Origin of the sequence: Micromonospora sp. ATCC 39149 (assembly GCF_000158815.1) — a bacterium.
In the GTDB taxonomy this organism is placed as follows: Bacteria; Actinomycetota; Actinomycetes; order Mycobacteriales; family Micromonosporaceae; genus Micromonospora.
In genome coordinates, this window is the sequence record NZ_GG657738.1 from 3,310,152 (window position 1) to 3,335,708 (window position 25,557).

A 25,557-nucleotide genomic window follows, 5' to 3' on the forward strand; every position below is an offset into this window, starting at 1 on the left:
CAGATCCAGCACAGCTGAGCCCTGCCCTGCACGCTGGCTACGTAGCGAACGTGAGACACCTCGTCGGCGGACCGGCTAGTCCGCCGAGGGCAACCCTAACCGCCTCTGCACCCACGCCGCTCAGGGCGCACAGCATCGGTTTCCTAAGACGGCTCTCTATATGTACCCATAGGCTGATGACCTGCGGGTTCCTGTTCTGTTTTCACGTTAGCGGTCGCACGCGCCCGTTGCTGTGCTCGTTTGCCGAAGATCAGCGCACCAGGTCGTCAGGTCATCCGGTGTGCTCCCGCCGGCTGGGAGCGATCTGCGGAGGGGGCGAGGTCAGTCTGCTGGCGGGGCGGGAACCTGCCACAAGGCGCTGACTGGTAGGGCGCGAAGTTTGTCGCCGAACGGCAGCGTCGAGGTGCCGGTGTAGAGGACGACGCCGGCGATGAAGTCGTCGCCGAGGCGGTCGGCGAGTCGACGTAGCCCGCGGAAGTCGTCGGGTCCGACGGTGGTGGCTGCTTTGACTTCGATCCCGACGACGTGGCCGGATCTGTTTTCGAGCACCGCGTCGACTTCGTACCTGCTCTGGTCGCGGTAATGGGAGAGGTCGACGAACTGTTCGGACCAGGTGAGCTGGCGGGACAACTCGGAGAGGACAAATGATTCGAGTAGTGGCCCGAACGGTGCGCCGGGCCGGAGCAGTGCCCGGGCGTCGGTCGCGATCTCGTTCGCGGCGATGCCGGAGTCGACGAAGATCAGTTTAGGGGCGGCGGTGGTGCGGGTGCCCAGGTTACGGGACCAGCCGGGAATCCGCTTGATCAGGAAGATCTCTTCCAGAGCTTGAAGGTAGCGGGCGATCGTCGGCCGGCTCAGTCCGAGGGCGGATTCGAGAGAGTTGGCGGCGATGATGGTCGCGGATCTGGCCGCGAGGAGGCGTACCAGCTTGCGTAGCTCACCCTTGTGCTGGATGTCGGACAGCTGCCGGACATCGCGGTCGATGAGCGCTTGGACGTAGGCGTCGAGGAACCGTTGGCGGCGGCGCGGGTCGGTGCGGGTGGTGGCCTCGGGCAGGCCGCCGCGCACGATCCTGGCCGCGTAGTCGGCGCGGGTCACCTCCGACTCGTGTCGCAGATCCGGACCGAGCGCGAACAGGGCGTCGACGAATCCGTCCGGCGCTCCGTCGAGTTCACCTTGGGACAACGGCCAGAGCTCGACGGTCTCCATCCGGCCGGGCAACGCGTCCGGGGCAGCCACCATGCCGAACAGGCGAGACGAGCCGGTGAGCAGATAACGGCCCGGGCGGGGATCCTCGTCGACGGCTGCCTTGATGGCCAGCAGCAGCTCCGGAGCGCCTTGGATCTCGTCGATGGCCAGGAGTTCGGGCGAGTCCACGAACCCGACCGGGTCGGCGAGCGCCGCCGCCCGGTCCTGCGCCCGGTCGAGATCACGGCGCTCGGCGAGACGATCGCCGGCGACGATGCGAACCAGCGTGCTCTTGCCTGCCTGGCGTGCGCCGCTGATCAGCACGACGCGGGTGTCGGCCAGGGCGGCGTCGACCTGCGCGGCGGCCCGACGCGGAATCAGATGCGGTATCGGCACGACGTCATGATAGCCGCGGCGGTTTCGATCTGCGGGGAATGCTGTGTTCAATCTGCGGCAAGATCATGTTCGAAATGCGGGTCGTTAGGTGTTCGAACTGCGGGGCCTCGAAGGCGTTCGTGGAAGGGGTCCATCGTTATGCAGCGTTGGCTGATGGCGGCAGGCTGGCGCTGCCGTGCCCGCGGGGCCGGGAGTGGGGATGGCTGTGTGTGTTCGCTTGCCCGAAGGTCCGACGTCGCCGTCCACGTCGACCGCGACTGGCGCGAAACGACGGCGCCGACTCAACCGCACGGGGCCGTCCGGCGTTCCTGAAATGATCAGGCGCAGGCTCTCGGCCGGGCGTCGTACGCCATCCGCTGACCGTATCCGAGCCGAGGTGCCCCCGGCCTCGGATCGATCACCTACGGCCGGATCCGTCCCGGTTTTCGGGCGTGGTCGATCCGGCCCGGACCGTGTCATGCTGCACGGACCCCGACGGGAGGACGACGATGGCTGCTGGCGATGCCGTACAGGTGCGGCCGGCGCGAGGGGCGCTGCGACCGCTGGTGTCCGGTTCGACGCTGATCGCGGTCCTGGCGTTGCTGTTCGGGCTGCCGTGGTGGACGTTGATGGCGGCGGCGCGGTGGCCGGCGCCGGTGGTGGCCGCGGGCACGGCCGTGTTCGTCGTCGCGGTGGTCGCGTTCCCCGTTCTGATGTATCTCGGGCACGGCCGCCGGCGGCTGGACGCGGCGGCCCGCGCGGGGGACACGCTCCTCGGCCTGGTCTGGATCCTGTTCGTCTGGGCGCTGCTCGGCAACGTGGCCCGGCTCCCGCTGGCCGCCGCAGGGGTCGCCGATCCGGTGCGGTCCCGAGCCGTGGCGGTCGGCGCGGCGGCCGTCTCGATCGTCCTGGCCGTCTGGGGCTACGCCGAGGCGATGCGGGTGCCCCGGGTCCGGCGGATGGACGTCACCATCGACCGGCTCGGCGCCGGTCTCGACGGGGTCCGGGTGGTGCTGCTGACGGACACCCACTACGGCCCGATCGACCGGGCCCGCTGGTCCGCCCGCACCATCGAGGTGGTCAATGGCCTGGCCCCCGACATCGTCTGCCACACCGGCGACATCGCCGACGGCACGGTCGACCAGCGCCGGGCGCAGGCAGCGCCGCTGGGCACTGTGCAGGCCCGGCTGGCCCGGGTGTACGTGACGGGCAACCACGAGTACTACGGCCAGGCGCAGGGCTGGGTCGACCACATGCGGACCCTCGGCTGGGAGCCCTTGCACAACCGGCACCTCGTGGTGGAGCGGGGTGGCGCCCGGCTCGTCGTCGCCGGGGTGGACGACGTGACCGCTGCCTCGTCCGGCGTCGCCGGTCACCGGGCCGACCACGCGGCGGCGCTCGCCGGCACCGACCCGCGGCTGCCCGTGCTGCTGCTGGCGCACCAGCCGAAGCAGATCGACGACGCGGTCGCGGCCGGCGTGGATCTGCAACTGTCCGGGCACACCCACGGCGGCCAGATGTGGCCGTTCCACTACCTGGTCCGGCTCGACCAGCCGGTCGTGCAGGGCCTCAGCCGGCACGGCCGGACCCAGCTCTACACGAGCCGGGGGACCGGTTTCTGGGGTCCGCCGTTCCGGATCTTCGCGCCGAGCGAGATCACCCTGCTCACCCTCCGGGCGGGTTAGTACTGCAACGACACTGAGCGTGTCGAGTGTTGCTCGGGTTCGTTGGTCAGCCTGTGACGGGTGTTGATGTTGAGCGTTGGCAGGCGGAGCTGGATCGGCTTCATGGCCTGGATCGGGGTGCGGTTTCGCCGGGAGCAGCCGCGTCGGCGGGCGAGGCAGTACCTGTGTGGGCTGGTCTCGGGTCTGGATCGGAAGAACGGATGGACCGTTGCGGAGCAAGCCGGTGATATGTCGCCGGATGGGATGCAGCGGCTGTTGCGGGTGGCGGACTGGGACATCGACGCGGTTCGTGACGATGTGCGGGACTACGTAATCGAGCATCTCGGTGACCCGGCTGGGGTGCTGATCGTGGATGACACGGGCTTCCTGAAGAAGGGTGTGCGGTCGGCCGGGGTGCAGCGGCAGTATTCCGGGACTGCCGGGCGGCGGGAGAACTGTCAGGTCGGGGTGTTTCTGGCCTACCGGTCGGGCAGGGGGCACGCGTTGATCGACCGGCAGTTGTACCTGCCGGTGTCGTGGACCGATGACCGGGACCGGTGCCGGGCCGCCGGTGTTCCCGACGAGGTGGGGTTCGCCACGAAGGTGGAGATGGCCCGGGTCATGCTCGGCCGCGCGTTGGACGCGGGGGTGCCGGTCGGGTGGGTGACGATGGACGAGGCGTACGGCCAGTGCAAGACGCTGCGGGTGTGGTTGGAGGAGCGGGACGTGCCGTACGTGGTGGCGACCCGCCGCAACGACGACATGGTCACCACCTCGATGGGCCGTGCACGGGCCGACGCTCTGATCGCCGCCCTGCCCGCGCGGTCGTGGTGCCGGCTGTCCGCCGGCGCTGGCGCGCATGGCCCCCGGGGGTACTGGTGGGCGCGGGTGCCGGTCCGGATGTGGTGGAAACCGGGACGAGGCCACTGGCTCCTCGCTCGGCGCAGCCTCGCCACCGGTGAAATCGCCTACTACGTCTGCTACGGGCCCCGCCGCAGCCGTCTGGTCGACCTCGCCCGGGTCGCCGGGAGCCGGTGGGCGATTGAGGAATGCTTCCAACAGGCCAAGAACGAGGCCGGCCTTGATGAGTACCAGGTGCGGGACTGGCGGGCCTGGTACGCCCACATCACCTTGTCCATGGCCGCTCACGCCTGGCTGGCGGTGGCCCGGTCCCAGTCCGTAAAAGGGGCACCAGCCCGGACGACGAGCTGCTGATCGGCTTCACCGTGCCCGAGATCCGAAGACTACTCACCGCACTGGCTGTGCGATCAGAACGCCAACCCAGCCACGTCTGAGCCTGGTCGAGATGGCGACGACGACGCCAACACCAAGCCCGCACCTGCCACTACCGACGACGCGGCTACCCATGACAATGCCGTTGCAGTACTAGTGCACCGTCTCAAGTTCCCGGACCGGTGGTGCCTCGTCCAGCGGCTCGTGGCCGCCGGGCAGCAGGCGGTCCAGCCACTTCGGCAGCCACCAGTTGGCGTTGCCGAGCAGGGTCATGGTCGCCGGTACCAGCACCATGCGCACGATCGTGGCGTCGACGAAGATGGCGGTGGCCAGGCCGAGGCCGAACATCTTCGTCGACGGGTCGTCCGCGACGGCGAAGGACAGGAAGACCGCCACCATGATGAGCGCGGCCGAGGTGATGACCCGAGCGGTGCCGGAGATGCCCCGCACGATCGCGGTGCGGTTCTCCCCGGTGCGCAGGTACTCCTCCCGCACCCGGGACAGCAGGAACACCTCGTAGTCCATGGACAGGCCGAACAGGATCGCGAACATGAACATCGGGATGAACGACACGATCGGCACCGTGGACTCCAAACCGATCAGCGCGCCGCCCCAGCCCCACTGGAAGACCGCGACCATGATGCCGTAGGACGCGCCGATGCTCAGCAGGTTCAGCAGCACGGCTTTCAGCGGTACCAGCACCGAGCGGAACACCAGCAGCAGCAGCACGAAGGACAGCGCCAGCACGGCGCCGACGAACGCCGGCATGCGGTCACTGGTCCGCTTCCCGACGTCGGACAGGCTCGCCGCGGCGCCGCCGACGTGGGCCTTCGCCGGGCCCGCACCGACCGCGCCGGGCAGGACGTCGGCGCGCAGCCGGGCGACGGTGTCCGTGGTGGCCTTCTCCTGCGGCCCGCTGGTCGGGAACAGCACCAGGGTCGCGATCCCGGTCGCCTGGTCGACCTGCATCCCGGCGACCGACGCGATGCCCCGGTCGGCGGTGACTGCGGTGACGACCCGGTCCAGCGCGCCCGGATCCCCGGCGGTGGTCATGGCGATGATGACGGGACCGTTGGCGCCTGGCCCGAAGCCTTCGGCGACGAGGTCGTACGCCCTGCGCTCCGTCCGGTTCTGCGGCATCGAGCCGTCGTCCGGCAGACCCACCCGCAGGCTGAGCACGGGCAGCATCGCGGCGAGCAGAAGCGCGGCGGCACAGACCGCGTAGAGCCCCGGGTGCCGGTTCACGTGCCCGATCCAGCGCACCCACCCGGTGCCCGCGGTGGTAGCGGCGCGCCGCCGGACGACGCGGCGCATCAGCCGGCCCGGGTGGCCCAGGCGGGCACCGGCGAGGCCGAGGAAGGCCGGCAGCAGCGTCACCGACGCGAGCACCATGATCAGCACGACCAGGGCGACCGCGAGCCCGCCGATCGTCATGAACGGCACGTCCGCGACCGCCATGCCGAGGATCGACACGACGACGGTGCCGCCGGCGAACACCACGGGCCGCCCGGCCGTGGCCACCGCCCGCGCCGTCGCCTCGGGCGGCTCGATGCCCGCGGCGAGGTACTCCCGGTGCCGGGCGAGCACGAACAGGGCGTAGTCGATGCCGACGCCGAGCCCGACCATGCTGCCGAGCACCGGCCCGAACGTCGGTACCTCGATGAACCTGGCCAGGACCGTCATCGTGGCGATGCCGACGGTCAGCCCGAAGATCGCCATGCCGATCGGGAGCGCAGCGGCGATGAGCGAGCCGAACGCCAGGAACAGGATCGTGGCCGCAGCGAGGAGGCCGACCAACTCGCCGATGCCGGCGCCGGCATCGGAGAAGGCGAAGAACAGGTCCCCGCCCATCTCGATGCGCAGCGGCAGCTCACCGCGCAGCCGTTCCACGGCGGCGACCAGCGCGTCGAGGTCCTTGGCCGACAGCTCGTCCTGCGGCGGGTACTGCACCCGGATCAGCGCGATCCGCCCGTCGGCGGAAACCAGACCGGCGCGGACGGCGGCGTCGCCACCGGCCTCCAGCGCCTGGACCGGCTCGCCGGTGCCGAGCACGTGCGGGAGCTGCCGCACCTCGGCCTGCAGCCGGGCCAGCGCCGTCCGCGCGGCACCCTGGTCGAAGAAGCTCACGCCGCCGTCGAGCGGGGTGACGACCACCTGGGCCGTCATGCCGTCCTGGCCGGTGCCGGTCTGCTCGATCAGCTCCGCGGCCAGCTGCGAGTCCAGCCCTGGAGCGGTCATTGAGTCGGCGGGCCGCCCACCGAACGCACTCGCGGCGACGACAGCGAGCACGGCGACGAGCAGCCAGGCCGCGATCATCCGCCACGGATGGCGGGCCGCGCCGCCGCCCAGACGGGAAAGGGCTTTCGAAAGCATCGGGGTCCTCCAATGACCTCTTCGGCCGCTGTACCCCGGCCGCCGATGCAAAGGCTCGTCGTCGCAGCACCGGCGGGCATCGGCCTGCGAGCCGCAGATCCGTCCCTCCCCGGGCCGAGCGGTCCGCCGTTCTTTCGGCCGATGCGCGCGCCGGTGCGATCCCTAGGCTGGAAAGCGTGCTGACCGATGACCTGCGAAATCTGTGGACCGAGCCGCGGCCCCCCGACGTGCCCGTACGGGTGTGGCGGGACTGGGCGCTGCTCGCCGCGGGACTGGGCACCGCGGTCACCGAGGCCACGCTGCGCGACGACCTCGTGTGGCGGCCGGTGGCCCTCGTGCTCGCCGTCTGGTTGTGCGCGTTGCTCATGTGGCGCCGGACCCGGCCGCTGGCGGCGGTCGCGCTCGGGTTCGGTGCGATAATCCTGCTCGGGCTGGCGTCACTGGTAGCGGACCCGAGCGAGCCGGTCGGGCTTGGCAGCAGCGTGATCGCGCTGCTGCTGGTGTATGCGCTGCTCCGGTGGGGATCGGGACGGGAGATCGTCCTGGGTATCGGGATCCTCCTCGCGGCGTTCGTCGTCCAGGCGGTCGAGGACGACATCACCCCGCCCGCCGAGCAGATCGCGGGGTTCGGGTTCCTGTTCATGCCGGCGGTGATCGGGGCGTCGGTGCGGTTCCAGGCGACCGCCCGCGAGCGGCTCCTGGACGGGGTGCGCTCCAGAGAGCGTGAGCGACTGGCCCGGGAGCTGCACGACACCGTGGCCCATCACGTCTCCGCGATCGTCGTCCGCGCTCAGGCGGGCCGGGTGCTCGCGGCCGTGGACCCTGCCGCCACCGTCGAGGCGCTGGAGGGCGTCGAGGAGGAGGGCGCGCGCACGCTGGAGGAGATGCGGGCCATGGTCGCCGCGCTGCGGGACCGCGGCACCGGCGCCGAGCTGGCCCCCATCGCCGGGGTCACGGACCTGGAGCGGCTGCTGAGCGGCACCGGCGGCGGGCTCCCGATCGACCTGCGGCTCGACGGCGACCTGGACGCGCTGCCACCGGCCGTGGACGCGGCGGTCTACCGCATCGTGCAGGAGTCGGTGACCAACGCCCGGCGGCACTCCGTTGACGCCAGCGGGATCATCGTCCGGGTCACCGGCGAGCCGGAGCGGATCACGGTGACGGTGCGCAACGACGGGGTCCGCGCCGGCAAGGGCCGCGATGGGTATGGTCTGGCGGGGCTGCGCGAGCGGGCCGCGATACTCGGCGGCGAGCTACGGGCCGGGCCGGGCGCCGAGCACGGCTGGCAGGTCGAGGCCGAGCTGCCCCGGGGGAGGACGCACAGTGCAGCCCATTCGCGTCGTCATCGCTGACGATCAGGCCATCATCCGCACGGGGCTGCGGATCATGCTGGACGTCCAGCCCGACATCGAGGTGGTCGGCGAGGCGTCCGACGGGCGCGAGGCCGTGCGGCTCGCCCGTGACCTGCGGCCCGACGTCTGCCTGTTCGACATCCGGATGCCGGTCCTCGACGGGCTGGAGGCCACCCGTCAGCTCGCCGGACCCGGCGTCGCCGACCCCTTCGTGGTCGTCGTGATCACCACGTTCGACCTCGACGAGCATGTCTACGGTGCACTGCGCGCGGGCGCCCGCGGGTTCCTGCTCAAGGACGCCGGGCCGGAGCTGCTGGTCCAGGCCGTCCGGTCGGCGGCGGACGGTCAGGCGCTCATCGCCCCGAGCGTCACGGTGCGCCTGCTGCAGGCGTTCGCTGACGTGCCGGTCGGGCGGCCCATGACACAGCCGGTCGTCCCGGTCACCGCCCGCGAGGAGGACGTGCTCATCGCCGTCGCCCGGGGGCTGACCAACGTGGAGATCGCCGACGCCCTGCACATCAGTCTGAGCACGGTGAAGACCCACCTCGCGAGCCTGATGGGCAAGCTCGGCGTCCGGAACCGGGTTGAGATCGCGATGTGGGCGTACGAGACCCGCCGCATCGTCCCCGGCGCCTAGCTACTTCGAGCTGAAAAAGTCGGTGTAGTGGCGGGGCCGGCGTGGGCTGCCGGCGTGCCCGGAGGGCGGGTGGCCGGGTTATGCCGTCGTGATCCTGAAACATCAGGCGCCCGGCTCGCCGCAACGGAGGCCGGACTTGCCGGCAGGAACAGCCAAAGCAGCTCATGCAGCGAGCCGTGCCAGGCTAGCTCGTGCGTACGCCATGGTGCAGTCGGCACGCGGGCAGGACTGCCGCCAGAGCACCCCCTGCGACGTGCGTCGATCTACCTGGGCGGTCCTGACGGCTGCGGCATGAAGACTCCGTATCCGAAGTGGCTGAGCTGGCCCAGCGCGAGCGGTCCTTCGTGGTCCTGGTCGAACTCCAGGCTGACGCCGAGTCCTGGCCGGGCGTCGTTGAGCTTTTCTGGTGGGAGGCGGTATCGGCGGAAGGCGCGGGCCCAGTGGTCGGAGAGGCCTTTGTCTGGGCTGAGACGGGTGACGGTCGCTGTTGGGAGGTTGCGGTAGTTGAGTTCGGTTCGGATGTCGGCGGTGATGTACTCGTCGAGGGTTTGTCGTTTCGGGTATCGGACCGGTAGGTAGGGGGTGAGGCTGCGCCACCGTCTGGCCGGGCCCCAGAGCTCGGGTGCTACCTGGATCGGTGTGCCGGTCGCCTGCAGGAGGAGGTCGACTTCGGGGAATCCCTTGACCTGGTAGCCGCTGCGGCGTCCGGAGGCACGGCGGATGCCGATGAGGTGGCTGACTTCGTCGAGCATGAGTCCGCCGGGTACCCAGACGAGGAAACCGGTAACGGTGGCGCCGGGCTCGGGTCCGGTGGGGATGGGAATCCAGTGGGCGTGTTGGTGGTTTGTTGCCGCGCCTCGTTGGCCGAACACGGCGGGTCGTGGGCCGTCGAGTCTGCTTGCGGCGATTCGGTGGATCTCGTCGGCGAGGATCACGCCGTGGGTGGTCTTGAGGGGGACGCGGGAGGTGACGGCGAAGCGGATCGCGGTGATGGCGCTGTCGAATTGCCGTGTGGCGCACGACCGACTACGAAGACGCCCGGGCTCGCACAACCCCGTGTGCGCGCCGTGACGCTGACACTCGCCACGCTCGTCGGTGCGCTTCTCTCGGCCACCAGCGCGGGGACCGCGGAGGCGACGCCGCCGGGGATCCCCTCCAAGGCGACCGCGCAGTCGCAGCTCAACGCCCTCACCGTTGCCAACGAGGGTTCCACCAGCGGCTACTCCCGCGACCTGTTCCCCCACTGGATCACCATCAGCGGCAGCTGCGACACGCGCGAGCAGGTTCTCAAGCGCGACGGCACCTCGGTCGTCGTCAACTCCTCATGCCAGGCCACATCAGGCCGCTGGTACAGCCCTTATGACGGGGCGACTTGGACCGCCGCGTCGGACGTCGACATCGACCACGTGGCCCCCCTTGCCGAGGCATGGCGCTCCGGCGCGAACGCCTGGACGACCAGCCGCCGGCAGAGCTTCGCCAACGACCTGTCCCACCCGCAACTGATCGCGGTAACCGAAAACGTCAACCAATCCAAAGGCGATCAAGACCCGTCGACATGGCAACCATCGCTGTCGTCGTACCGCTGCACCTACAGCAAGATGTGGATCACCGTAAAGTACGCCTGGGACCTGCGGCTGCAATCGTCAGAGAAGTCCCCCCTGCAAAGCATGCTCAACACCTGCTCGTCCTGAACCCGCCCAACATCTTGGCGTCGGCAGCCCCGCGAGCGGGGCTGCCGACGCCAAGGGGCCCGAGGCGGCAACCGCACCGCCGATCACCGAACGGCTCGCACCAGTCGGCCGAGCGCGCAACGTCAGAAGCACGCCGTCGATGTCCACGAAGATCAAGGGCCGCGTGACGCCACCAAGCACGAACGGAACCGTACTGCCGATCACCGATCCCGGCCCACGCTCGTCGCGCACCGCCCGCTCACTGACGTCGTTGTGCAGGCTCCCCGCTGACTACCTGGGCGGGCGAATCCCGTCTCATCGATCGGCTCCTCGGCGCACCGGCCGGGTCGCGCGGGCCTCGAACGGTTGATTCCGGCAGCGAACCCCCGGCACTAAACGCCACCGGTTCCTGACTTTCCGTAGGACCCCACGAACTGAAGGTGAACCGATGATGGAGGGATGCTGGAGCAGATCGCGGTCAGCAGCGCCGGCCCGTCGGCGCGGCTCGCCGCCCGAATTCTCTGTGGACGGCTGAGGCGCCCACCTGCCGGCAACGTCGCTGCGGTGGCCCGGCTGATGACGGGTGCGCGGGACGAACGGGTCGCGGCGATGGCCGAGGAGGCCCTGGCCCTGGCCTGGGGCAGCGACCAGAAAGTGACCAACCGCGTCTGGGACACCCTGACCGCCACGCCGGGGCCGGCGTGGCGGTTCCTGCTCGCGCCCGCGCCGGACTGCCCGCACAAACCACGGGTACGGCTGGTCACCGCACCACCGGACGGTAGACGGGTGCTTGCGGCCGCCCTCAAGTCCGCCGATCCCGAGTTGCGCGGGGCGACGGCCGACCTCCTGCGCGCCACCGACCACCCGATCCTCCTCGCCGACTTCGAGAGCGCGCTGGGAAGCACGCCGAAGCCGTTGCGCGAACCCATGGACGGGAAGCTGGAGGCCCGCGCGGTGCTCGATCTCGCGCTGACCAACACCCACCTGTGCCAGCCCGCGCCGCTCGGCGGGTACCGCGCCGGGCTCGCCATCGTGGCGATCCTGAAGAGGCGGTTCGACCTGCTCGACAGCTACGACCCAGCATCCCTGGTAGATGAGTTGGTGTGCCTCGACGACAGGGCGTTCCCGGCACCGGCGGCCGAGGGATACCGCCGGTGGCTACGTGCCCTGGGTCCCGGCCCGGGCCGCGAGCGACTGTGCGAGCTCGTCACCGATGGCTACCCCGGGGCGCTGGCTGCAATCGCGGACAGCGGCCAGGAGCCGGACTCGCCGGACCTGTTGCCAGCCTTCCTCTTCTGCATTGAGCAGTGGGAGCGGTACGACGCCCTGGACCCCGACGGCGCCCTGCTCGAGAACTACATCATCAAGGAGGGCGACGACGCCGGAATGTACTTGTGGACGGTCGCGGAGCGCAACGGACGCCAGTTGCCAGCCCCGAGAGGTTTCGCCGACCCCGGGTTCTGACGGTGGGCGGGCGGCGCCGGGTCAATCGGCCTCGACCGGCGCCTCGCCGATCCGGGCGAAGGTAGACCAGCGCGCAATGGTGGCACCTACACCCGACTCGCTGCCAGCTGGTTTCCATCGATCAGGGACGTAGGCGGTGGCAGGTGCCTCCCGGTTCGACCAGGTGGGAGCACAGCGTGCACCATAGCGCGGGTACGGTCTCGTGGATTGTTGCCCCGAAGACGACCGGGTTCGCGTCGGCAGCCTGCGCCGGTGCCCGGGTGAAGTACCGGATGGTCCACACGTCTCGGTCGTGTGGCCAAGCGCTCAGCTGGGCCTGGACAGCGACACCCGCGTCGCCGTTTAGCCACCAGGAATCGGTCGGGCCGGTCGCTTCGGGTACGCGCTGCGGTAGGTGCCGCTCGTCCACTATTGGGGCCACGCCGCGCGGGGTGTAGCAGGTGAAGGTCCGATGGAACCAGCCGCTGACCGTCACGAGCAAGGCGTGGCTCTCCAGACGCTGATCGACGCAGCGCTCGATCACACGGTAGGACCACCGGCCGGGTCCCATGGCGGTGCGGCCGTCAGCAAGAACGTCGACGCCCCAGGTCCAGTCGCCGTCGACGATTCCGGTGAAGGCCAGCCCGAGCGGGCTGCGATGAACCACCGCATCACCATCCGGCCCGGTACACGTACCGCCAGACACCGTTGACCTTGACGTAGGTCTCGTCCACGAACCAGCGGTCACCAGGTAAATGACGAGCGAACCGGGCGGCATCGGCCAGTAGCGGGGTGAACCGCTGCACCCACCGGTAGACCATGACGTGATCCACCTCGACACCTCGCTCGACCAGCAACTCCTCCACTTCCGGGACTGTAAAACGAACGGCCCTGTCTCACATTCGGTGTGACAGACAGTGGCCGTTGTCGTGGTTCCTATGTGGAGGACGTCAACAGACTTGTACAGACGGTGTTCTCGGGGCTGTTGCCGCTGGTCATCGAGGACGTGACCGACGAGGGCGAGCGGATCGTCGTGCGGGCCCCGACGCCGCGGGACACCGCGGTCTGCCCGACGTGCGGGGCCTCGTCAGGGCGGGTCCACGGCTATCACTGACGCACGGTGGCTGACGTGCCGGTCGACGGGCGGCGGGGGTGGTCCGCGTGCGGGTACGGCGTCTGGTGTGCCCCACGCGCGGCTGCCGCCACACCTTCCGGGAACAGGTTCCCGGGAACTGGAGCGGTACCAGCGCCGCACGGCCCGTCTGAACAGGCAAGTCAAAGCCGTCGTCAAGGAGCTGGCGGGCCGGGCAGGGGCACGTCTGCCGGCGATACCGGCCATGGGCCTGTCCCGCCACACGGCCCTGCGCACCCTGCTGCGCATCCCGCTGCCCACCGGGCGCACACCCCATGTGATCGGCGCCGACGATTTCGCCCTGCGCCGGCGGCACCGCTACGCCACCGTGGTGATCGACGCCGAGACCCATGAGCGGATCGACGTACTGCCCGACCGCACCGCCAACACCCTGCAAGCGTGGCTGCGCGAGCATCCCGGCGTCGAGGTCGTGTGCCGAGACGGCTCGGCCACCTACGCCGAAGCCATCCGCCGCGCCCTACCCCACGCGGTGCAGGTCGCGGACCGGTGGCACCTATGGCACAACCTGTGGGAAGCGACCCTCAGCGAGGTGAAGGCACACAGCACCTGCTGGGCCCCCGTGCTGGACGCACCCATCTACGACGGGCCCCGCGCACAGACGACCCTGCAACGCTGGCACCAGGTCCACGACCTGCTCGATTAGGGCGTGGGCCTGCTCGAATCCGCCCGCCGCCTACAACTGGCCCTGAACACCGTCAAACGCCACGCACGCACCCGATGACGGCAACCCCGGCGAACGGCTGCGACCCCGTCCAGCACATGACCACCCAAGGTAACCGTCGCCGCCTGCCACCGGACCTGGTAGAGATTGGAGAGACATCACCCGGCCAAAGCAATAGACACGCCGCTACCTGCCAGCTTTAGAGGCTCAGCCAACTCTGAATCTGCAAGCACCGGGCGGCGCCTTCTATTCACCGTAGTCCTCAAACTCCCATCTACCAATTCGGCCAATTTTAGCTGCCAACTCCAGCCAGCTTGACCCCTCCAGCGAATCTATCTGACGGTACAGGAAATGCTTGATGGCCTCTGGCTGGAAATTTTCAACTATTAAGTAATGGCGGCCAATGAGAGGCCCGTGCTCTGCCACTCGACGACCAATCCAGGCAGGAGTGCAGACAACGATGTCGAAGGATTCGCCACTCAGCTCCCCCTTAGGCCCTACAGTCATCTGCACCAGTGCGCAGAAATCTGATGGACAACTAAGGTCCGGCAGATCCATATCTACATCAGGGCTTACGATGTGCCTAATTTCCGCTTTCATTCGATGATATCCAAGTGTCCGTTGGATTGAAACTGTCCGCCGGGGTTGTACCGCCATTCGTAGTTAGCTTGCGTCTTTTGTAGAGGATTTTTCCACGAAGGCGGCCGGAACTGTCGCAATTTATCCTTACTCAGCAAAGCGCCGTTCGACAGCGTCGTATATCCCTCGCCGACCCATGCCTCACCGGCCAGTCTCGCCTGCGCTGACGTGGCGGCGCCTAGCCCGTAGTTCCCCTTCTTCTTCGCCGCATCGCGGACGATTCCACTCGCTACTGCCCAGTCGGCGGTACCGCACGGTGTGTTGTGTACCAGCACCGGGGTGTTGCCGGCGAGCACATAGTACGTGTGCAGGCGGGCGACGGTCAGATTGTAGGCCGGTCCGTTGGAGACCTCTCCTCGCTTCAGTCCCTGCGTCGGCACCTCTCGGCCTGACCGGGTCAGCAGAAGGTCCCCGGAGTCGAGGGCGCTTGCTGGTTGCCACTCGCGGTCGGTTGCGTTCCAGTAGGGGTGGTCCTCGGTCGTAGTGAGCGATGCGCCGGCCACGTCCAGTTGGTGAAGGTTGTCTTCGTGCACCCAGACGTTGGTGACGGGTTCCTGGCTTACCTCGCCGGTTTCGGGGTCCTGTGCTTCGAGGCGGTCGCCGACCTTTAGTTCGCTGATGGGTTTCGTCTCGCCGTCGGCGAGGAGGACGGGTGTGTTTCCGGCGAAGCTGCACAGCGCGCCTGCGGCGAGCCCGTATCCGCTGAGGGTTCCGATGCCCGCGCCTCCAAGCCAGCTGCCGGTTGCGGCGAATTCTCCCACCCCGGCGGCAGCGTTGGTGGCAGCGCGGCCGCCGGGAGAAGCGGCGAGCCGGGTCAGTGCGGGACCGACAGCCCGTAGTGCGACTCCTGCCGCTACCCAGCATTCGGGTCCTGCCACAGCGCAGGCCGCAGTTCCCGCTACGAGTGCTACCGCGACGAGGCCGGCCAGCCCTCCGGAGTTCGATTTCCAGGAGATGCTGTTGCAGCTGGCTTCTGACAGCTTCAGCATGTGGTAGCAGGCGTAGGAGCCGTGGGCCGGGTCTTGGGCGGCCCACTCGTATGCGTCGCCCCAGGTGAAGACGCCGTCGGCGTCTCGGTAGCCGCTGGAGACTACGTATTCAGGGATGCCCCCGGGGACGGGGGTGGCCAAGTGGTTGGCCAGCACCTCGACCTTGACGTGCCCGGAGGGCTGGTGGGTCTCGCTGCAGCCGTCGCAGCCGTCGTTGTGGCCGGGGATCTCGACGTACTCGTCGTAGAGGTCGTCGTAGTCGGAGCCGGGTCGACAGTTGTCGTCGGAGCAGGCTTTGAGGCCGCTGGGGTCTGACAGGGTGACGGGGCTGTTGTCTGCGTAGGAGTAGCCGTGCCACTGCTGTGGGTTGGCGAGGTCCTGGACGGGGTCGACGCTGATGAACCGGCCGAGTGTGGGGTCGTATTCGCGGGCGCTGAGATGGGTGAGTCCGGTGGGGTCCTGGTCGCCGCCGACGAAGCCACGGGCGTTGGGCCAGTTGGGTGTGCTGCCGCGGGGTCGGCCGTAGGGCTCTTGCCGTCGGGTGGTGACGGCGTGGGTGGTGGCGTTGATGGCGGTGAGTTGGGTGCCTTGGTGGTCGGTGTAGGTCCAGGTGAGTCCGCTGGGGTTGCGGCTGGCGATGAGCTGGCCGGCGAAGCTGTAGTAGCGGGTGCCGCTGACGGTGGTGTTCTCGCGGCGGATCTCCTGGCCGGGGAGGTAGAGGGTGGTGCCGGTGGCGTCGCGGCGTATGAGGCGGTTGCCGTCGGCGTCGTAGATGTTGCTGCCGGCGGTGGGGGCGTTGCCGGAGATGGTGGCGAGGCGGCCTTCGGCGTCCCAGGCGAGGTTCTGTGATTGGGCGTCGGGTGGGCAGGTGTTGGCGGCGGCGCCGACGGGCCGGCAGGTGGTGTTTCCGGCGTTGTCGTAGGAGTAGTTGGTGATGGTGGCGGGATTGCTGCCGACGGTGGTGGTGACCTTCGTGACGGCGTGCGGGCGTACGACGTTGGTGCCGCCGGTGGGGTGGGTGTAGACGCGTTGGGTGTTGGCGATGGCCCCGTGGGAGACCTCCTGGGTGCGGTTGCCGACCGCGTCGAAGGTCCAGTCGAGCCAGTAGGGCGCGGGGCCGCCGAGGTTGGCGGTGGTGGGGTTGGTGCTGCAGGGGGTGCTGCCGGTGGGGGTCCAGGCGGAGGTGAGGCGGCGCAGCGTGTCGTACCGGAAGCACTGGGTCTCGCTGCTGCCGATAGCGGGGGTGTCGGTGATGGTGGTGATGTTGCCGGCGTCGTCGGGGGTGTAGCGGCGGTCGGCGACGGTCCCGGCGGCGGTCTGGGGCTGGATGGTGACACGGTTGGCGCGGCGGGTGACGTCGTCGTAGTAGGTGGCGTCCTCGACGTAGAGGCCGCCGGAGGTCTGGCGGGTGGTGATGTTGGGTTCGCCGAACTCGGTGTACGTCTGCAGGGTGACGTAGGTGCCCGCGCTGGTCGACGTCAGCGAGGTGGGCAGGCCGGTGGTGGCGTTGTAGAGAGTTTCGACCTGTTCGTTGGGTAGGCCGGTGTTGATGGTGCTGCCGCTAGGCTTGTTCGGGTATCCGGTGTAAGTGGGCGTGCCGTCGTAGGGTGAGTAGCCGTGGCCGTAGGCCCAGGTACCGGCAAGTCCGGTTCCTTCGACGGCGGGAATGACGTAGTTGGTGGTGCTGGGTTGGCCGCGGGGGTTGAAGGCGCCGACCTGCCACTTGTAGATGTTCGTCGAGCCTGGTGGGTCGTACCGGTAGGACTCGGTCAGTTGGTTCTTCGCTTTGGCGGTGGAACCGGTGTAGAGCTGGTCGTACTTCCACTTGGCGCGCAGGGCCCCGGTGGCGGAGTCGTCGCGGAGTTCGGTCTTGCGGCCGAGCGCGTCGTAGACGTACCAGAGGACCTCGCCTCGGGCGTCGGTCGTCTTCTCCAGCTCGTTGTAGTCGTTGTATTGGCTGGTGCTGGTTCCCTTGTCCGGGTCCTTCGCGGAGGTTTGGCGGCCCTTGACGTCGAAAGTGTAGGTCCACGTGTTGCCGACGTGGTCGGCGACCGTGGTGAGCTGGTCCTTGCCGTTGTAGGTGTACCAGGTCGACTGGTAGGGGCCGGTGACGCCTTGGCTGGTGGTGTGCTCGCGCAGCTCCACGGTGCGGCCCTGGGCGTCGACGAGCGTGGTGGTTGGCGTGCCTCCGTCGGGTGGTGTGACGGTGGTGAGGTCACCTTCGTGGGTGGTGGTGGCACGCCACTTCTCCACGAGATTCGTGACGCCGTCGCCGTGCAGCAAGATCTCCGCCGTGGCCCGGTTGGCGTTGTCGTAGATGGTGCGTACGAGTGAGGGCACCGCCCACTCGGGTTTCCACCACAGGGAGCCGGAGGGGGTGCCCGCCTCGACGTGGGTGTTGTAGCGGGTGTCGGCGCGGCCGAGCTTGTCGTAGATGGTGTCGTCGACGAGGGTCGCGTTGGGCAGGGCTCCGGCGGTCTGGGTCTGGCGGGGTCGCAGGAAACCGTCGAAGAGTTGGTAGGTGGTGCGGTGGCCGCCGGCGGCGTTGAGCGCTGTCGAGGCGGTGTAGGGGTAGGCGTCGCGGTTGGGTGCGAAATGGTAGGTGTACTCGACTGATGGGTTGTTCTCGTGGGCGGTCTTGTCCCAGCCGCTGGTCCAGACCCGCCAGACTCGGCCGAGGCCGTCGTAGGCGACGTCGGTGACCAGGCCGTTGAAGTCGGTGACCTTGGTGGTGGAGCCCCAGTACGGGTTGAGAACGGTGGTGCTGGTCCAGTTGTAGGGTGCCGGCCGGGTGGTGGTGGTGCCGGTGACGGGGCCGCCGCTGGCCGGGGTGTAGGAGGTGTTGACGACGTTGCCCTTGATGTCGGTGCTGGAGGTCAGCCGGCCGAAGGCGTCGAACGCGTTCTGGGTCGTCGTCTGCCAGGTCGTGCCACTGCCGGCGGTCCAGTCCTTGAGCTGTTCGACCTTGGTGATCGCTCCTGTGGTCGGCGCGGTGTCGGGGCTGGTGGCGCCGTCGTAGTAGTTGCGAGTGTCGGAGATGATGTGGGCGGTGGTGGTGGGGGCGGTGGCGCAGGGTAGTGCGGTGACGGTGGACCGCTTCACGGCGGTGATGAGGTTTACTCCGACGTTGCGGTTGTAGGTGCGGGTTTCGCACTTCTCGTCGCCGGCGGCGTCGAGGCCGTTGTCCTGGGTCTTGTCGATCGTGCCGTAGGTGTCGGAGAACCAGGTTTGGCTGCTGGTGGTGCGCCAGCCTCGGTTGCCGTCGACGCCGAGGGCGGTGGCGTTGTAGGTCTTCTGGGTGCGGACGAAGCGGGCGGTGACGGTGTCGCCGTTGATGGTCCGGGAGGCGGTCGCCGGGGAGCGCCAGGGGACGTTGACCTTCTTCGACACGGGCTTGGTGTCGGTGCCGTTGTAGACGATCTGTTCGCGGACCATGCCGGTGAACTGGTCCTCGTCGTACACCGTCTCGGAGCCCAGTGAGGCGGGGACGGTGACGGTGCGGGTGGTGGTGGAGGTCAGCCGGTCTCCGTGCATGCCCCGCAGGTAGTGCGTCTCGGTGAGGGTCTGCGCGCCGGGCACGTCACCGACTCGGGTCTTGACGGTGGCGTAGCCGCGGAACTGGTTCCAGGTCTTGCGGTTCGGTTTGGTGAGGCCGTCGTCGTCGGAGTAGTGCCAGGCGGGCGCGCCGACGTATTCGTAGTAGGTGAACTTCGGTGGGGCCGCGCCGTTGGACAGTTGGACGTCGGACTCGGAGATGGCCTTGACGACGTACTTGTGCCACCACTCGTTGACCAGTGCCTCGCCCTGTGGATCGTCGGGGTCGATGACGCGGGCCGGGTAGCAGCGCTTGTCGTTGCTCTGTGGTGACGAGGGCAGGTTGGAGGCGGTGCACTCGGGCAGCGAGTACTCGATGTCGATTTTCGCGCCGGTCTCGGTGACGAGGTAGTCGATGCGCTGCCAGTTGTTGCTGGTGTTGTTGCTGGTCAAAACCCGGTTGGGCATCGAGACAGGGGTGAACGTGACCGGTGGCATGGTCACGGTGGTGCCGACGAGCCCTTCCTGGGTGATCTTCTCTAGCCACAGGCCGTCGTGGTCGCTGCCGTCACCGGTCGGCGGGAACGACTGCGTGAAGGTCCAGGCGTCGACGTTCTGCCAGTCCGGGGTGGTCTTCGTAGTGTCCCAGACCCTTGTGGTGATCTTGGTCAGGCGTTTCGTGGACCAGAAGGTCGGTGAGTACTTGCCGGGGCAGGAGGTGCCGTCGCACTCCTGGTCCTTGGGGGTGTCGGGCCAGTTGGCGTCGACGGAGCAGGAGTTGAGGCAGCGGTCTGCGGTGGTGAAGAGAACCTGGGCCGTAGGAGTGACGGACCGGTCGGCAGAACCGCGGTCCCACGTCCCGTAGTCGGCTCGGACGAGGGTTCCGCCGCGGACGTAGGAGGCATCGTCGCTGTCGTCGATGTTGCGGGCGTACTTGTTGGTTTCCTTGTTGTACCAGTACGACAGGGTGTTGCCGCGGGTGTCGATGACGTAGTCGAGGTTCCACCGCCAGGCCTGCTCGCAGAACGACGAGCTGAACGTGCTTTGTCGGCAGGGCTCACCGGTGTGGTTGCCGGCGACGGGCACGGTCCAGGTGGAGTTGGTGGCGGAGCTCTGCCCGGGCAGGTTGTGCTGGCCGAAGTAGTACTGGATGCCGTCGGAGGTGGTGACCTTCCAGTACTCGCCGTTGTTGTCGCCGTTGCTGGCCCCGGTCGCCTTCTGGATGAGGGAGCCGTCCTCCTCGCGGGGGTGCCATCCCCGGCCGTCTTCGTAGACGAGTTCGACGCCTTGACCGTTGAGGTACATCATGGCGTTGTCGGAGCGCCAGCACAGGTCACCGGTCTTGACGGTGTTGTTGGCGCTGCCGGCCATGTCGTCGAGGCAGGGCACGTAGCGGCGTTCGATGTAGCCGGGCCAGTAGTCGAAGCCCTCCCCGATCCAGGAAGGCTGGTTGTTGGTCACCGACGACCGCCCGTCCACGCTCGCCGACGAGTAGGAGACGTTGATCGACGGCGCGAGGCCACCGATGGCCGGGGGCACCCGGATGGGCTGGGACCAGGAGAAGTTGCCGGCCGAACCGCCCGCCGACCACGTCGACGACGCCTGCAACGGCGTGGCCCCGAAGTCACCGGAGGGGCCCGAGGATCCGGCGGACAGGGCGATGAAGGTGTCCGTGGCGGCGGCCGAGTTGGCGGCGGTGACGGGCACTTCCGCCGTTACGGTGCCGGCTGTGGTGTCGTTCGATGACCGCAGGGCGGTGACGCTGCATCCGGGCTTCTGTCCGTCGGTCAGCGCGCAGGCGGGAACCCGCCACAGCTTGAGGCGGGACGCCCAGTCGCCGCCGTAGGCGTTGCGGAAGCCGGTGTAGTCGACCGACAGGGCCGCCCTGCCGGGCTTGCCCGCGGTCGCGCCGGTGACGCGCATCAGCAGGCCGTCGCGCAGGCTCGCGGGGATGGTGGCCCGGTCGAGGATCTGGACCGTCACCGACGAGACAGCATCGCCGGTCGGATCTGAGCTGCGTGCCACTCGTACTGGCAACTGCCCCAGGCGCACCGGTCCAGCGGTGCGGGCGTCCGGTTCCGGCAGGGCGACGCTGGCGGTGGCGGGTGCGGGCCACTTCGGCGCGGGCAGCGCGTCCCGTCGCTGGATGGTGTGCGGCCATGCCTTGCCCTTGGCGTGGCCTCCGTGGCTGTTGATGGTGGAGGTCTGCGCGGCGAGGTGTGGAGTGGGTTTGGCCTGGGCCGGCTCGCCGACGACCATGGCGCTGCTCACCAGTGAGCTGGCCACCACGCCGCAGAGCAGAACGCGGAGCTGCGTGATACGGGTCTGGCGTCGCGCGACTGGGTTCGAGCGCATCACCAGTGACGTCAGGTCGAGCATCGTGTCTCCACCGTCCTGCTGACGAGAGGGGTTGAGCGGGGGTGCCGGGTGGGCGGATGTGAGCACGTATCCGCCCACCCGGGTTGAGGCGTGGTGGGTTGCTTAGCTTTCGACGACCTGCGTCTGGTACAGGGCGTTGATCTGGGCTGGGGCGAGGGCTCCCTGGAAGACGGAGATGTCGTCCACTCCGCCGTGGAGCCAGCCGGTGGTGGTGCCGTTGGCGATGGAGCGTCCCACCGTCAGTGGTCCGGCGGCCTGCCACGGGCTCCAGGCCGTCTTCATCGTCGCTGTGCTGACCAGCGTGCCGTCGAGATACAGGCGTAGCTCGCGTTTCTGCGCGTCGAGGACACCGACGAGGTGATGCCAGGAGGTGCCGGGGTCCGGTGCCGCAGCGGTGACGCTGGTGGTGTCGGCGGCGTTGGTGGCTCCGGCGTTCGCGGGCATGCTGAACTTCCACGTGCCGGTGTCGGCGGTGGCACCGGGGACGTATTGGAGTAGGAAGCCGCTGTGGGAGGCCCCGTCCTGGGCGATGACGGTCTGGGTGATGTCGGTGCGGTCCACTCGTGCCCAGGTCGACACGGTGAAGGACTGGTCGGTGCGCAGCACGGGGGTGTTCGCCCAGACGTTGTAGTCGATGCCGTCCTCGTCCGTCGTCACGCCGGTGATGACGGCCGAGCGGCCCGCTTCCTGCGTGACCTCGCTGTTCTCCCCTTCTTCGGGGAAGTAACGGTTGTCCAGCTGCAGGCCGTTGCCGCGGTTGCCGCGGGCGATGCCACTGCCGCGGCTGAGAGCCAGATACCGGGCGAACGGGGTGCTGTCCTGGGCGTCACAGGTGTCGGCCTGGTCGGTGATGTAGCAGGGATGGGCTCCCCACTCGAAGTCCCAGCGGCCGACTTCGGTGGGGGCGAGGATTCCGGGTTCGTCAACGCCACCGGAGTCGGGGTCGGAGGCGAGCTGGCCGGTGAAGTCGTGGTTGACCAGCACGCGGTTGTAGACCTGCACGTCGGCGATCTGTCCGGGGCCGGTGTTGCTCTGGCCGGCGCCCCACTTGGCGTAGCCGACGTGGAGGGCTCCGGTGGCGTTCCACGTCGAGTCGTGGCTGGTGGTGCCGGCCAGGGTGCCGTTGACGTAGAGGCGCATCTGCTTCTGTTCGTCGTCGTACACCGCTGACAGGTGGGTCCAGGTGTTCGCCACCGCGGGGGCGAAGACGAAGTTTCCCTGCGTGCTGGTGCCGTCCGCGTTGTACATCGAGAATCCCCACTGCTTCGGGTTGGGGACGTAGTACAGGTTGAACCCGTTGGTGACGGCGCCGTCCTGGGAGACGATGGTCCTACAGCAGGTCGTGCCGGTGTCGGTGACGCGCACCCATGCGGCCACGCTGAACGACTTGGTGGTGTCTACGACCGGGCCGGTGGTCTGGGCCTGCTTCCCGGTGCCCGTCATGGCGGCGGTCTGACCGCCTATCAATCGGGCGTCGTTGTCCCAGCTGACGTTGCTGGTGGTCAACGGCGTGTCGTTGGCCAGGGGTCCGGCCGCGTCGGTGTCGCCCAGTAGGGGTTGGTTGTCCGCCAACGCCGCGGTCTGGTCGTGCCCGGGGTAGGTTTCCATGCTCCACCTCGCGACCGGGCGCGACGGTTCCGCGACCTCGACCTCCTTCGAGCTGGTGTTGCCCAGGTTCCCGACGGCGTCGATGCTTCGAGCCCAGAAGATGTTCTTGCCGTACTTGTAGGCAAGGACGGTCACCTGGGCGGTCTTGACGGTCGGATCGGTGGGGCTGGTGACAGCGGGGACCTCACCGAAACTCGGCGCGGCGGCTACGGCGGCCAGGATGTCCGGCTTGCCGTCGCCGGTGAAGTCGCCCGGGGTGAAGACGCCTCCACCCGGTGGGATGGTGCCCTTGGTGACGCCGACAGTGTCCAACCATCCGCCCGTGCCGTTGCCCCGGTGCAGACGCACCTCGCCGGTGGAGTTGAGGCGCACCAGGACGTCGGTCTTGCCGTCGCCGGAGAAGTCGCCGCGGCCGAACAGCGCGGCGCCGCCCCAGCCGGAGCCGATGTTCTCCGAGATGCCGGTGATCCAACCGCCGGTGCCGTTGCCGCGGATCATGTAGAAGGTGCCGTCGGTCTTGCGCCAGAGCACATCGGGCTTGCCGTCGCCGTTGAAGTCACCGGGTGAGAAGATCCAGTTGGCGGTCGAGAAGCCGGTGCCGATCTGCACTGAGGTGGTCTGCAGGCCGCCGCCGACCGCTCCGGGGCGCATCCACAGGTTCTGGGTGGCGGCGTCGCGGTAGAGCAGGTCGGGTGCGCCGTCGCCGGTGAAGTCACCCGGTGAGAACAGGTACTGCGCGGTGGACCAGTTCGAGCCTTCCAGGAACTCGGGTGAGCCCAGGAAGCCACCCGCGCCGTCGCCCCTGACCAGGTAGAGGCTGGCCGTTTCCTGCCGGCGGAACACGACGTCGGGCTCGCCGTCGCCGGAGAGGTCGCCCGGGCTGAGGACGGTGCCGTCGGTGTACCAGGCCGATGCGGCCTCGCTGAACGTGGCCGAGAATCCGCCGACTCCATCACCGGGATAGGCGCGCAGGCCGTACAGGGTGGCGGGCGGGCCGGTGAAGCTGTACCGGAACTTGGCGACGTCGGCTGCGGTCGTCGAGATCGTCACGGTGAGGGGTTCACCCGGGCCGGGGCCCGTGTCCGGTGGGGTGAAGGTGGGGGGCGTGATGTCGGGTGGCGGCGGCACGGAGGTGTCGACGGAGAACTGGCACCAGGCGGACCAGCCGTCGCTCCAGATCTGGTACGGGGCGGGGTCGACGGTCTTCACCCGGAACGCGTAGTTCTTGGCCGTGACCACGGTGACCGGGGCAGTCGTGCCACGGGTGTTCGCCGAGGCCGGAGCGGGAGCCGGCGGTGTCTTACGGGTAGGCACCGTGTCCGTCACCGCGCCCATACCGGCGGCCGGCACCTCGATCCACTCGTAGGTGCCCGTCAGTGTCTGTCCGGTGTCCCCATCGGGATAGACGGCGGAGAACTTCGGGGTGGTGGTGCCGACGGTCACCCCGTCGACGGGGCAGTCCACCTCAGCGACCTGGAGCTTGTTCGGCTTACCCGGTTTCGAGTCGTAGTCCACGACCAGCTTCGCGTTGGCCGGCCGGAACTTCTTCCACCGTTCCAGGTCAGACTCGTACTGACCCTCGTCGTTGCAGGCGCAGAACCCCACGGTGAGGGTGCTCCAGTTACCCGTCGCGGCGGTCTGGACCTGGCTGGTGACCGTCGAGCCGGTGAAGTTCATGACCATGTCGTCCTGCGGCGAGTCCGAACAGCCACCGGCCTTGTTCGCGTGCCCGTCGGTGGCGTCGAGCCACTTCTTCAACGTCATCCCCGACCACGACGCCTTCATCGTGGCGTTGATCGCGGGCGTCAGGTACATGTGCGCGGGCGAGTCACCACACGAGTACGAGTGGTACAGCTTCATCTGCACGTACGCCGACTCGATGTGCTTACCACCCAGCGCCACGGTGCCGTTGGTCATCGGGAACGTGAAGTAGGAGCGGAACTTCGCCCCCACACACGGCCCTTCCGGGCTGTAACCCACCCGCGCCATCGTGTAGTCGGTGTTGGTGCAACCGTTGCTGGTGGCATAAGCCCACTTCGACTCCGCCACCGACCACGCCGGGTCGATGAACAACGGAAACGTCACCTCGTCCGAGTCGAGCAACGCCGAATCGGGAATGAGCTCAAGATCTCCACCCGCTGTGACGTTGGTGATCACCTCACCCGTCAGCGCCGCATCACCCGCCGCCAGCGTCGAGGAGCGCGCGGCGGATGAGCGAAGGGTCGACCCGGCCGTGGAGTCCCACATGCGCGCCGGCTCGGTGCGAGCGACCACTGCCGCCCCGGCGCTGGCCTGGAGCGACCCGTCCGGCTGTGCCTCAAGGTCGACGTCACCGCTCACCGGCAGAGTGATCTTGCGAAGGGTCGGGTTGGCCGCTGCCTGAGCAGACTTCACGACCAACACGTGCGTGAATCCCGTGTGGGTGGCGTGGACCACGAGATCCACGTCCGGGAAGACCCCCGGGTAGGTGGCCCCATCGCCGGACAGGACCGGGGCGGGCAACGGGCCCGGCCAGGACATCTGCAGTGTCTTACCGGAGCGGCGCAGGGTTACCAGGGGGCCCGCTCCTCCCCCGGAGAAGGCCACATCCGCAACCGAGACCGCCGGCCTGACCAGGCCATCGCCGTCCGCCTGCAACGTCAGATCGACATCGGCCCAC

At 68.6% G+C, this 25,557-nt stretch carries 12 protein-coding genes and 3 pseudogenes; 7 read left to right on the plus strand and 8 right to left on the minus strand.

Annotation, left to right across the window (positions count from 1 at the left end):
• Positions 1 to 321: 321 nt before the first annotated feature.
• Positions 322 to 1,578 (minus strand): ATP-binding protein, encoded by a 1,257-nt coding sequence (locus MCAG_RS14025; protein ID WP_036377136.1) that lies wholly within the window; start codon positions 1,576 to 1,578, stop codon positions 322 to 324.
• A gap of 494 nt (positions 1,579 to 2,072) precedes the next feature.
• Between MCAG_RS14025 and MCAG_RS14030 the strand changes: the two genes are divergently transcribed.
• Entirely contained in the window at positions 2,073 to 3,248 is a 1,176-nt protein-coding gene (locus MCAG_RS14030; protein WP_036373383.1) for a metallophosphoesterase, read from the plus strand.
• Between the two features lie 53 nt (positions 3,249 to 3,301).
• A pseudogene (locus MCAG_RS14035) lies at positions 3,302 to 4,442 on the plus strand (IS701 family transposase).
• Positions 4,443 to 4,613: 171 nt separating this feature from the next.
• Here MCAG_RS14035 and MCAG_RS14040 read toward each other — a convergent pair.
• Positions 4,614 to 6,833, minus strand: a complete 2,220-nt coding sequence (locus MCAG_RS14040) for an MMPL family transporter (RefSeq protein ID WP_007073642.1) — start codon at positions 6,831 to 6,833, stop codon at positions 4,614 to 4,616.
• A 176-nt stretch (positions 6,834 to 7,009) separates the two neighbouring features.
• Here MCAG_RS14040 and MCAG_RS34785 point away from each other — a divergent pair, with 176 nt between their 5' ends.
• Complete coding sequence (locus tag MCAG_RS34785) at positions 7,010 to 8,185, plus strand: sensor histidine kinase (protein ID WP_007073643.1); 1,176 nt, start codon at positions 7,010 to 7,012, stop codon at positions 8,183 to 8,185.
• A gap of 34 nt (positions 8,186 to 8,219) precedes the next feature.
• On the plus strand, positions 8,220 to 8,822 hold the full coding sequence (locus MCAG_RS14050) for a response regulator transcription factor (RefSeq protein ID WP_050778182.1): 603 nt from the start codon (positions 8,220 to 8,222) through the stop codon (positions 8,820 to 8,822).
• Positions 8,823 to 9,085: 263 nt separating this feature from the next.
• Here the strand turns inward: MCAG_RS14050 and csb2 are convergent, their stop codons facing one another.
• On the minus strand, positions 9,086 to 9,874 hold the full coding sequence (csb2, locus tag MCAG_RS30805) for a type I-U CRISPR-associated protein Csb2 (protein ID WP_007073645.1): 789 nt from the start codon (positions 9,872 to 9,874) through the stop codon (positions 9,086 to 9,088).
• A gap of 21 nt (positions 9,875 to 9,895) precedes the next feature.
• On the opposite strand from csb2, the gene MCAG_RS14060 reads away from it, so the two are divergent.
• Together MCAG_RS14060 and MCAG_RS14065 are read left to right on the plus strand one after the other, a co-directional pair.
• Positions 9,896 to 10,513, plus strand: a complete 618-nt coding sequence (locus tag MCAG_RS14060) for a DUF1524 domain-containing protein (RefSeq protein WP_007073646.1) — start codon at positions 9,896 to 9,898, stop codon at positions 10,511 to 10,513.
• A 438-nt stretch (positions 10,514 to 10,951) separates the two neighbouring features.
• On the plus strand, positions 10,952 to 11,956 hold the full coding sequence (locus MCAG_RS14065; protein ID WP_007073647.1) for a hypothetical protein: 1,005 nt from the start codon (positions 10,952 to 10,954) through the stop codon (positions 11,954 to 11,956).
• 121 nt (positions 11,957 to 12,077) lie between these two features.
• On the opposite strand, the gene MCAG_RS29690 is transcribed toward MCAG_RS14065, so the two are convergent.
• On the minus strand, positions 12,078 to 12,602 hold the full coding sequence (locus MCAG_RS29690; protein ID WP_007073648.1) for a hypothetical protein: 525 nt from the start codon (positions 12,600 to 12,602) through the stop codon (positions 12,078 to 12,080).
• A 13-nt stretch (positions 12,603 to 12,615) separates the two neighbouring features.
• Positions 12,616 to 12,804: pseudogene (locus tag MCAG_RS29695) on the minus strand (DDE-type integrase/transposase/recombinase); the annotation flags it as partial.
• Between the two features lie 101 nt (positions 12,805 to 12,905).
• On the opposite strand from MCAG_RS29695, the pseudogene MCAG_RS14075 reads away from it, so the two are divergent.
• Positions 12,906 to 13,800, plus strand: a pseudogene (locus MCAG_RS14075) (ISL3 family transposase); the annotation flags it as partial.
• Between the two features lie 195 nt (positions 13,801 to 13,995).
• Here MCAG_RS14075 and MCAG_RS30810 read toward each other — a convergent pair.
• From MCAG_RS30810 to MCAG_RS14085, 3 genes are all read right to left on the minus strand, one after another.
• The gene (locus MCAG_RS30810) at positions 13,996 to 14,349 is read right to left on the minus strand and encodes an Imm8 family immunity protein (RefSeq protein ID WP_157548061.1); all 354 of its coding nucleotides are present in this window, start codon (positions 14,347 to 14,349) and stop codon (positions 13,996 to 13,998) included.
• Entirely contained in the window at positions 14,346 to 21,290 is a 6,945-nt protein-coding gene (locus tag MCAG_RS35735) for an RHS repeat-associated core domain-containing protein (protein WP_157548063.1), read from the minus strand. The genes MCAG_RS30810 and MCAG_RS35735 overlap by 4 nt, the downstream gene beginning before the upstream one ends.
• A gap of 102 nt (positions 21,291 to 21,392) precedes the next feature.
• Complete coding sequence (locus MCAG_RS14085; RefSeq protein ID WP_198141566.1) at positions 21,393 to 25,418, minus strand: LamG-like jellyroll fold domain-containing protein; 4,026 nt, start codon at positions 25,416 to 25,418, stop codon at positions 21,393 to 21,395.
• Between the last annotated feature and the right edge of the window lie 139 nt (positions 25,419 to 25,557).

Bases quoted from the DNA above. Each gene is read 5' to 3' on its own strand.
- MCAG_RS35735 (WP_157548063.1), bottom strand. From the start codon at position 21,290: ATGCTCGACCTGACGTCACTGGTGATGCGCTCGAACCCAGTCGCGCGA.
- MCAG_RS30810 (WP_157548061.1), bottom strand. From the start codon at position 14,349: ATGAAAGCGGAAATTAGGCACATCGTAAGCCCTGATGTAGATATGGAT.
- MCAG_RS14065 (WP_007073647.1), top strand. From the start codon at position 10,952: ATGCTGGAGCAGATCGCGGTCAGCAGCGCCGGCCCGTCGGCGCGGCTC.
- MCAG_RS14050 (WP_050778182.1), top strand. From the start codon at position 8,220: ATGCTGGACGTCCAGCCCGACATCGAGGTGGTCGGCGAGGCGTCCGAC.
- MCAG_RS14030 (WP_036373383.1), top strand. From the start codon at position 2,073: ATGGCTGCTGGCGATGCCGTACAGGTGCGGCCGGCGCGAGGGGCGCTG.
- MCAG_RS14040 (WP_007073642.1), bottom strand. From the start codon at position 6,833: ATGCTTTCGAAAGCCCTTTCCCGTCTGGGCGGCGGCGCGGCCCGCCAT.
- MCAG_RS14085 (WP_198141566.1), bottom strand. From the start codon at position 25,418: ATGTCCTGGCCGGGCCCGTTGCCCGCCCCGGTCCTGTCCGGCGATGGG.